Raw genomic sequence first — 9,507 nt, forward strand, 5'->3', positions numbered from 1 at the left:
AGATCTAGAAAAAGCATTTCTGAAAGCCTTAGACCACAGGCATTAAGCCCTAAGCTAAAGAAAAAAGGAGTTTTTCATGAAATTATAAAGACCTTTTGCTTAGCGCCTACGGCTTACAGCATTTGGCAGTAGGCACTAGGCAACAGGCACAAGGCAAAGAGTGTTAAAATGTTTTTTAGTCACGATAGATATGTTTTTGCCGAATGCCCAAAGCTGAAAGCCAAAGGCTCAAAAATTAAATAAATATTTTCTCACTCAATGCTGTAGCCTTTTCCCAAGCTTGCCAATTAATAGGATGTTCTGATTTGAATCTTTCAAGTAAGTTTCTAGTATTGATATTCCCAACAAGCTCATCTTTGGCCATAGGGCAGCCCCCAAAACCTCCCAATGCTCCATCAAAACGGCGGCATCCGGCCGAGTAGGCTGCTTCTATTTTTTCACTCCAATTAAATGGTGTTGCATGTAGATGCGCACCAAATTCAATATGAGGATACAAGGGTATTAGGTGGCCAAATAACGCTTGCACCAACTCAGGTTTAGCAATGCCTACGGTATCTGACAGTGCAATGATTGATATCCCTAACTGTGACATTTTTTGAGACCAATCTCCAACAATTTCAGGGCTGTATATATCTCCGTAAGGATTGCCAAACCCCATTGAGAAATACACTACTAATTTTTTTCCATTTTTTACGCATAGTTCTTGAATAGCTTTGACCGTTTCATAGGCTTGAGCTATCGAGCTATTGGTATTTCTTTGTTGAAATGTTTCGGAGATAGAAAAAGGAAAACCCAAGTAGGTTATATGCTCAAAGGATACTGCCTGTTCAGCTCCCTTTAGGTTAGCTACTATGGCTAGTAACTTAGTCGACAGGCCATCTAATTGTAATTGATGATATACTTCGGCGGTATCGGCCATTTGAGGAATTGCTTTGGGAGAAACAAAACTTCCAAAATCCAATGTATCAAAACCAACTTGCAATAAAGTATTTAGGTACTCAACTTTAGAAGCAGTTGAAACAGGCGTTTTCCAGCCTTGAATTGCATCACGAGGGCATTCTATAATTTTCATAGGTATTTGTTTATTGATGATTGTTTGAGGGCTCAATATGAGTGATTCTTATGAAAAAACAAAAAATCCCAACCAGAAGATTTCTGGCTGGGACTCATGCAATTACGATGGTTAGGTAATTAGAAAAATCTTTTTTTTGAGAGTGAAAATGTTTATTACTAAAACGCAGAACATAAAGCGCTTAGTATAAATTGGAAAGGATGATTTTTGATTTGGGATTTATAAATCATATCTATCAATCATGAGTCATACCCAAACTGAGCAATCTTATGCTTATTTTGAATTTTACCAGCAGAGACCCAATCCTTGCGCCTGAATGAGGTATATCGTCGAGAGGTAAAATCCAAAAGGCGCTCGAAAATAGTTTTTCGAACGCCTTTTGGATAAAAAATTGGGAAATAACCTAAATATTAAAATTTGGGATGACTCATTGTCAAACTGCGAATGTACCAAAAACTATTATTGGTGCTCGTCTCTCAAAAGGTCATTTACCGTTTTTACAGGATTGAAAGTAATCAAAGGAACCTCTACAAAAATAGTGTTCCAATCAGACATTGCGCCATTCCATAAGCCAGGGAGCTCTTGAGCTTTTACGTCTTTTCCATCGCGAGATTTTACCGTTACAAACCCTGTTTTCGGGTCTCTGTATTCCAATAAATTGAATTTCTCGCCTTTACTATTTTTTAAACCACAAATCAAATCAACGGGATTGAAGTGTGTTGAGTTATTGAAAATAGCTTTTTGTTCTTCGCTGTCTACATCTACCTGTGCCGACTCCACGATTTGTAAAGAAGCCGTGCCATCTGCATTTTTGCACCAGAAAGGACCACCACCAGGCTCACCTGTATTTTTTACGACACCACAAACACGAATTGGACGATGTAATTTAGCCTTGAAATAAGCAACTTTTTGCTCGTCGGAGTAAGAGGCAAAATCAGCAGGAGGTTGAACACAAATTGTTTTTTCGTAAAAATTAGCTAAATCTGCGAGCAATTCAGCCGATGCACCATTTTCTAGTGCTGCCTCAAATGCAAAGATTTTTGCCTGGTAATCTAACAATATACCTGCCAACGCTTTTTTATAATCATAAGTAGTACCTTTCAGGCGATCGGGCACAACATTATCGATATTTTTGATAAATACCACATCGGCATCGATATCGTTTAAGTTTTCTAACAATGCCCCATGACCAGCAGGACGGAACAATAAGGTACCATCCTTTTCACGGAATGGCGAATTGTCCATATTTACCGCAATGGTATCGGTAGAGCTCTTTTGTTCTGAAAAAGTAATATTAAATGTCGTATTCAATGCTCTTTGATAGTACGACAAAATACTTTTGGTCAAGCCTTTGAATCCAGCGTTATGCTCAGGCGAAACCGTAAAATGTAGGTTAGCTACACCTTCAGAAGCACCATAATTAGCGGCTTCGATAATATGTTCTTCTAAGGGAGTACGACAGCCATCTGGATAGGTATGGAATTTCAAAAGGCCTTTGGGTAAATAACCATAGTTTAACCCTTTTTCTGTTAAAAAATATTCAACAATGGTCTTTTTGTCTGCATCTTCAGGAATCAACTCCAACAAGTCCTTGTAGAAGGCAAAAGAAGGCAATTTTTCAAAAAACTGGTCGACAGACTTATCAGCTTTACCATCTGTCAAAAACGTAAAAAGAGATTTGAACATACGAGTAGCAGCGCCCGAAGCTGGTACAAACTTCAAAAGATTGAGACCAACTGAATTTTGGGAGTAGCTATCGGCAAACTGCTTCACTTCTTCATCCGACAAGCGAATCACACCGTCGTTGACAGTTGCTGCTTTCTCTAGACTCATAAAAGGGAAACCCGTTCTGAAGTCTTCAATTTGCTGCTCTACCGTCTCTATAGCAATGTTTTTGGATTGAATTTGTAAAAGGTCTTTTTCTGAAAACATAGTCGCTTTGGAGTAAGAGTATTTTTAATGGGATAAAATCTTTATTACTTATTTTAATTGGTACATATTAATATTTAAAACTAGGAGCATTATTCACGCTTGCACTTATTAATTACAACAATATCTATTCCTATAATCAGCAAATATACTTTTTTGAAGGAGAATACGTCCTTAAAATTAGTTAGCGGTGCTAACAGGGTTTTTGCTCCAACAATAATCCCAGCCTTATTCAAATAACGTCAGAGAAGCATGTACTTTCCATAGTTATAGAAGTAACAAGATGTAGGGTGTTTATTCAAGGATATTCACCAAGTTTTTAAGCGACGTTGGGGTTTAGAAATGAGCCTTCGAAAGTTTAGTTACTAGGTTAAGAAGGCTAACAGATTTTAAATATACTCATTTGTTTGAGATGCCTTCATGTACTTTCACTTTTTTTTACTTGATAATTTATTAATCGACACGTATTCCTCCTTTGAGTACCATTTTCACTTTTCTTATGGCGTTTATATCGACGGTCGGATTTCCTTCTACTACCACGATATCGGCCAGGTTTCCAGCTTTAATTCTACCCAATTCTTTCAGTCTGAATACGTCGGCATTGATAGAGGTGCTTGAGCGCAAAACCTCCAAGGGTTTCATTCCATATTCGACCATTAGTTCCATTTCGCGAGCATTATCGCCATGCGGAAATACGCCAACATCGCCTCCCATGCATATCTTCACGCCGACCTCAAGGGCTTGCTTGAAAGCTTTTCGTTTGGTCGTGATACGTTCAGGTTCGGGCTCCTGTCCTTTTTTCCAACCTCTATATTGCGAAATGGCATCGCCTGCAGCCAGAGTAGGGCAAAAGCATACATCGTGTTGTTTCATCAAAGCAAAAACCTCTGGTGTTGCATTATCGCCATGTTCAATAGTCTTTACACCTGCCATTACAGAACGACGAATACCTTCGGCTGTAGAAGCATGCGCTACCACGTCACGACCTGAACTGCGGGCTATATCTACCACCATCTTGAGTTCTGATTCTAGAAAAGTAGGCTGAGCATCTTTGAATAAACCCCAACGATAATCAGCATATACTTTCACGACATCTGCACCTTTGCCGATTTGAGTACGGACTGCTTTTGCCAGATTATCGATACCATCGGCTTCTTCTGCACCTTGAATAACGCTAACATCAGATTGAAATCCTTTGGGACCATAACTGCCAGTAACCACTAACGCTCGTCCTGCTACCAACATGCGTGGCCCTTGAATAAGGCCCTTTTCTATAGACTGCTTCAAACCCACATCATCGTAATCTGCCCCTTCCGAACCCAAATCTCTTACCGTGGTAAAACCAGCCAGTAAGGTTTTGCGAGCGTGATTGCCTGCTCGTAGAATACGTTCGGCTCGCGACTCGCGAAGTACCTGATCGTCCCAAGTAACTTCGTTATAAGGGTGCAACAACAAATGGGAATGTCCTTCAATTAAACCAGGAAGAAGCGTACAATTGGGCAAATCAATCATTTCAGTATTTGCTGGAACTTTTAGCGAAGCTCCAACAGCTTCTATTCGTTGATTATGAACTAATACTTGCCAATTGGGTTGAAGATTTTCACCATCAAAAACCTGTTGTGGTTTTAATAAAATCCATGTTTCTTGTGCCATCGACTGTAATCCTGCCACAAGTATACATCCAGTGAGTAAAACTTTTTTTAACATATTTGAATTATATAACTCTAATCAATACAAGGCGAATCAAATCAATTAGAGCTTTTAGTTTGATGAATGTGAAAAGTATTCGCCTCGAGTAATATTGCCTTCACTGTAAATGTAAAAATTCTCCATTAAAAACTCATCTTTCCATAGTGGTGATATTTGACGGTAGAGAAACAAAAAAGCCACTTCTTTCGAAGTGGCTCTATGATTTTAGAATCCATCTTTGGCTTCTTCTTTTTTCTTTTCGGGCTTTTTAGTTTTATCGTCTCCTTGTGCAACCTTTTTCTGCTTGGTTTCTTTAACTCTGTAAGCTTCCATAAAACGCTCGACAAACGCAAGTTTTTCTTCGGCTCCTACGCCCAAGAATATATAGGAGTTTTTGCCACTACCTTTTTTAACCCCTTTTGCTTTGGCAGCTACAGCATTATTAAACTCAGCATCTGAGGAAATAACGCCCATTTCGCCCTTGATATAGCCCATAAAATACCAAGTATCCTCGTTAGGTTCTAAATAGAGATAAAATTCATCCCCTTCATTCGTTTTACGAATTTCGAGATATCCTTGTACTTCTGAGTTGATATCGGTAGCACCTACACTTGCCAAACCAAGTTTCCCTGTTGAATAAAAGGCAGATTGTTGGTCAGAATACCTCAAATTAACTTTTGAAAATACCAAGGAAGTATTCAGTTTGGAGTTGATAGTATGAACAGGAACATGTTCATTTTTGAGACGACGTTCCATAGATTCAATAGCTTTGTTACCTACCAAATTCGCTAATTTTGACATCAATCTTTCCTTATCTTCTGGTTCGTCGGCACTTGCATTATCTCGTGAATCAAGGTTAATTTTCACTATTTTATCAGACAAGGCTTTCAACACTTCAGAAGGCATCGGAAAGTTGATTAATAACATCTGATCAAATTTGTACTTGCTACTGTCGATACGAATGTCGGCAAAACCTGCCCCCTGAATGTAATTATTGGGTACGAAAAAGTTGAATGCACCCTCCAGATTTAGTGTTTTTTTAGCATCATCGTACAAGTATCGATTAGCTTCGTACGATTTTTCTGACTCTTCAGCTCCTATTTCAAATTTCGAGGATTTTGCAATATCTCTAAATTTACCATTTACGACAAATATATTTTCGTCTTTCGCATCAGCCTTTTCTGACAAGAACGTTGTGTACAATCCTGTAGAGGCTGTACGGAAATGCAGACCCGCCAATAATTGCGTATTAATATCACTTTTTAATTCAGGCTGGACGTCGAGGGTTAGATTGTCGGTGTTATTACCTTTATATGGAATCCAACTAATCACATCAGAGCGACCTTTTGTTTCGGGTTTGATAAAGCCCTCCATTTTAAGATTTTTCTCCGAAGCAGTTAATATTACATCGCCTTTGTAAAGAATTTTTGAAGAAAGATGGAATTTGTCTTTCTCATCGACCGTTGCCTTGGCTGTTGTTGTAATAGATTTAACTTTTTTGTTTTTACGGTCTTCTGTTACATTTTCTTTAAAGGTAAAATTCCCTATTTTAAGATTGAGGGTATCTCCAACTAGATTTGGGAATCGATAAATAGCATCGCCTTCAAAGGCATTTCTCGACAAAATATGGATATTTCCGCCTACGAGTTTATGATAACTTGTGAGTGTATCAATTTCGAGTTTGGCATTATAAAAAGTCTTCATTTCGGCATCGCGACGAATGGATACTTGCCCTTGGTCTGGAATGATTTTAGCATCAGCAGACTTAATAAAAGGCACACCACTAATATTTAGGGATTGTTTTTCAATTTCGTAAAGCGCGCCCGAACCATTAAAGGTCAAACCCTCTTGTGATGGTTCTATAGAGGTAAAGGTTGATATTTTTACATCGCCCTTCATCGTAATGGTTTTCTTATTAATATCCCATTCGGCACTATTGATAGAAGTACGATAGGCCGTGTATGGGAAATACATACTAGTAGAGTCTTCAAGCTTCAACATGGTTGGCGTTTTGATATTTACCTTGCCAGTAGTTAGGTTAAAATACACATTCATGTGCTTCCCAAACAAGGCTGGTTTAGCTGCTTTTAGATTACTACCTACCATCAGGTTGGCTGGTTCGGCCGAGAAACCATCTTTCCCAAATTTGAAATTATCAGATTCAGTTTCTGAATCTTGACGATGCACTTTACCAAAACCAAACATACCTGTTTGACGAACCAATAACTTACCTTCAAGTTTTGACGAAGCTGCATAGAATTCAAATGAGTTACCTTTGGTTTCGATTAACATACTGTCCACTTTTGGCTGCCATTTGAGCGAATAATTTTTTATGTCAACTTTTGTAAAGTAGGCTTGTCCAACGGCTCCTTCGTTGATTTTACCGATAGTTCCTGTGGCATTTACAGAATCTTGGGTAAAGGTTGCTTCTTTGGCCTGAATTTGTGCTGTAAGATGGTTGATTTCTCCAGCAGTATGAAGACCGCGCTTGTCCATCACCAATGGTTCTTCAAATTTGATAAAACTTTTACTACTATAAAGGCTATATTTTCCTTCGGGCACCTTATGACTAAAACCGAGTGTATTATCTGGCATTGAAATAAGGGTTTCTTTGAAAGGAGGGAAAATCCCATCTGAATAGAAAGTTCCTACAAAATCAATATCCTTGATGTTTAAACTATCAAAATCGATGCTTGGCACCTTGAAATATACTTTTTTGTTGTAGGCCATTTGTCCACGGTATGCATGGTCAAAATAGGCCGTAACGCCCGTAGGAACTACCAAACGAGGGTATTCGGCCAATCGCTGACGACCAGATTTATTATCAGGCTTATTAATATAAATTGTGCCAGACTCATACTTCAAATCTCCACCGATTTCGGTTCTACCGCGCTTGGCAAGTTCTTTTTGAGGAATAAAAGTAATAGAGTCAATTTTGTTTAGTTTGACACTAAATTCACCATAATTAAATGATAAATCTTTTCCTCTAAATCTAAAGTTACCTGTTTTCAACTCACCACTAATTCCAAAGTTTCGGTCTTTATTTACTTTGATGAGGTTGTCATAAGGAGCCATATACACATTTAGCGAATCTGACAGATAAAACTGCTTTACACCTCTAATAATCAACTGATTATCTTTCAAACTCAAAGTGGCATTTGCGGTAGTATCCTTACTACTTGTTGCATAAAGCGAAGGAATCAACAAATTATCATAATCTCGTTTGGTGGTTTGAACAGACAAATAATGACTTCCTTTTCTCGAAAGTTTTATCGTTTCTACCTCTGGGTCATACTCAAAGTATCCCTTTTGCATCATAGCCAAGAATACAGGCTTTAGCGTAGCTAAGTCTTTGTTGTAGGCTTTGGCCAATTCTGACAACTTGACAGTAGTAAGATTATTTTTTTTGGCATAATTATTTACTACCACCAATGGGTTAAAACTGAATGTTTCTGAAATTTTGTTGAAACGTTCTGGATTAAAATAATCAAAAGATTCAAATAAGGCAGGAACAACATTTTTGGCCACAAGAATATAGAAATCCACTTTATGATCTCGCAAACTCCATCGCATTGCATCTGCTGTAATCTCAAGTTTGTGATAACTATCGGTATAGCTTGCCTCCTTAAATCCGCCATCGTCTACTTTGCTCAAACGCAAGTTTTGTTGCAAACGATCATAAATTAATTTGCCAGAAGGATGATAAATAGAATCCTTTTCGGCAAAATACCCAGTAAATGTAGCCGCAGGTGAGGTAATTAAGGAATCTCCTACAGTAAACTTCCTACCCGAAATTTTGAATGCCACTTTCCCATCTTTTTTTACAACGATTGTGGTATATTTTTCTTGAATAGACGAGCTCAATACGGTATTACCCGATAATGCAAAACCTCCCTTGTACTCAAAATCAGCAGATTTTTTTAGCACAGCGTCATTCTTAAAAGACATAAAACGAGGAAAGGTTGACACCACATTTTTGGGACGTTTTTTACTCTGAAACTCAAAAACTCCTTTGATGGGGTTTGCGAGTTTGTCGGTATAGGTCAAGGTCGAAGACTCTGCTTTTAGTCGTGGATTACGAATATCCATACTGTAATTATCCAATACCGCATACGCTTGCGGCAGGCCTACGGTCTCCCATGTAAATTTTCCGCCAGTACCAAGCAATACGCCATCTTTGATACCCAGTGTTGCATTGGTACCCGCTAAGGTTGCCGAATCACTTGCTGTTACAATGGATAAATTCATGTTTTTGAAAACAATTGCTGGACCGGCATTGATAAATAAAGGCGCAGTTTCTTCGACAGGAGTAGGAGCCGCGCCACTGTTGTTTGGTGTAGGTGGAGCATCATCCCAGCCGTCGTTAGTTGAAGGAACAGTCGTCGCAGCATTGTTGTTGCCTTGCGAAGTAGTGGTATTGCTTGTAAGCTCTACTTTTTGGTCGTTAAACTGAAAACTTATATTGCCATCCAAGGCATATAAACGATTGTAGTTGGTATAATAAAGCGCTTTACTACCAAATAGCAATTTAGTAATTTCGATTAAACGTAAAGTTGTTTTGGTATCGTTGCTCTCTGCCGATTTGCGTAGTGTTTCAAGAAAGGTATCGACATTAGCCCCCGTTAACTGGTTGATATTGGTACCTACAACCAGCACATCAAAAAGGTTTGAAAAATGAGGTGGTTTATATCCTTTTTTAACCATAAAATTTGATACACTAGCAATTTTTGCTTTTTGAGCGCCACTGAGTTTATCCGAATTCCAGAGTTTTTCAAAGCCTTTGGCAATATTTTCGGCTTGTGGGTTACCCGATACAC

Annotated in this window: 4 protein-coding genes; all 4 read right to left on the minus strand. The window is 38.5% G+C overall.

Annotation, left to right across the window (positions count from 1 at the left end):
* Positions 1–235: 235 nt before the first annotated feature.
* Positions 236–1,072, minus strand: a complete 837-nt coding sequence (locus tag ACOVQ4_RS18330) for a hydroxymethylglutaryl-CoA lyase (protein ID WP_421822064.1) — start codon at positions 1,070–1,072, stop codon at positions 236–238.
* 459 nt (positions 1,073–1,531) lie between these two features.
* A complete protein-coding gene (locus tag ACOVQ4_RS18335; RefSeq protein WP_421822065.1) occupies positions 1,532–3,004 on the minus strand; it encodes a DUF4301 family protein in 1,473 nt (490 codons plus the stop codon).
* Between the two features lie 450 nt (positions 3,005–3,454).
* Positions 3,455–4,708, minus strand: a complete 1,254-nt coding sequence (locus ACOVQ4_RS18340; RefSeq protein WP_421822066.1) for an amidohydrolase family protein — start codon at positions 4,706–4,708, stop codon at positions 3,455–3,457.
* Positions 4,709–4,915: 207 nt separating this feature from the next.
* Positions 4,916–9,507 (minus strand): hypothetical protein (locus ACOVQ4_RS18345; RefSeq protein WP_421822067.1); only part of this gene is annotated, 4,592 nt, incomplete at its 5' end.

The organism is Flectobacillus sp. (assembly GCF_049240685.1).
Classification (GTDB): domain Bacteria; phylum Bacteroidota; class Bacteroidia; order Cytophagales; family Spirosomataceae; genus Flectobacillus.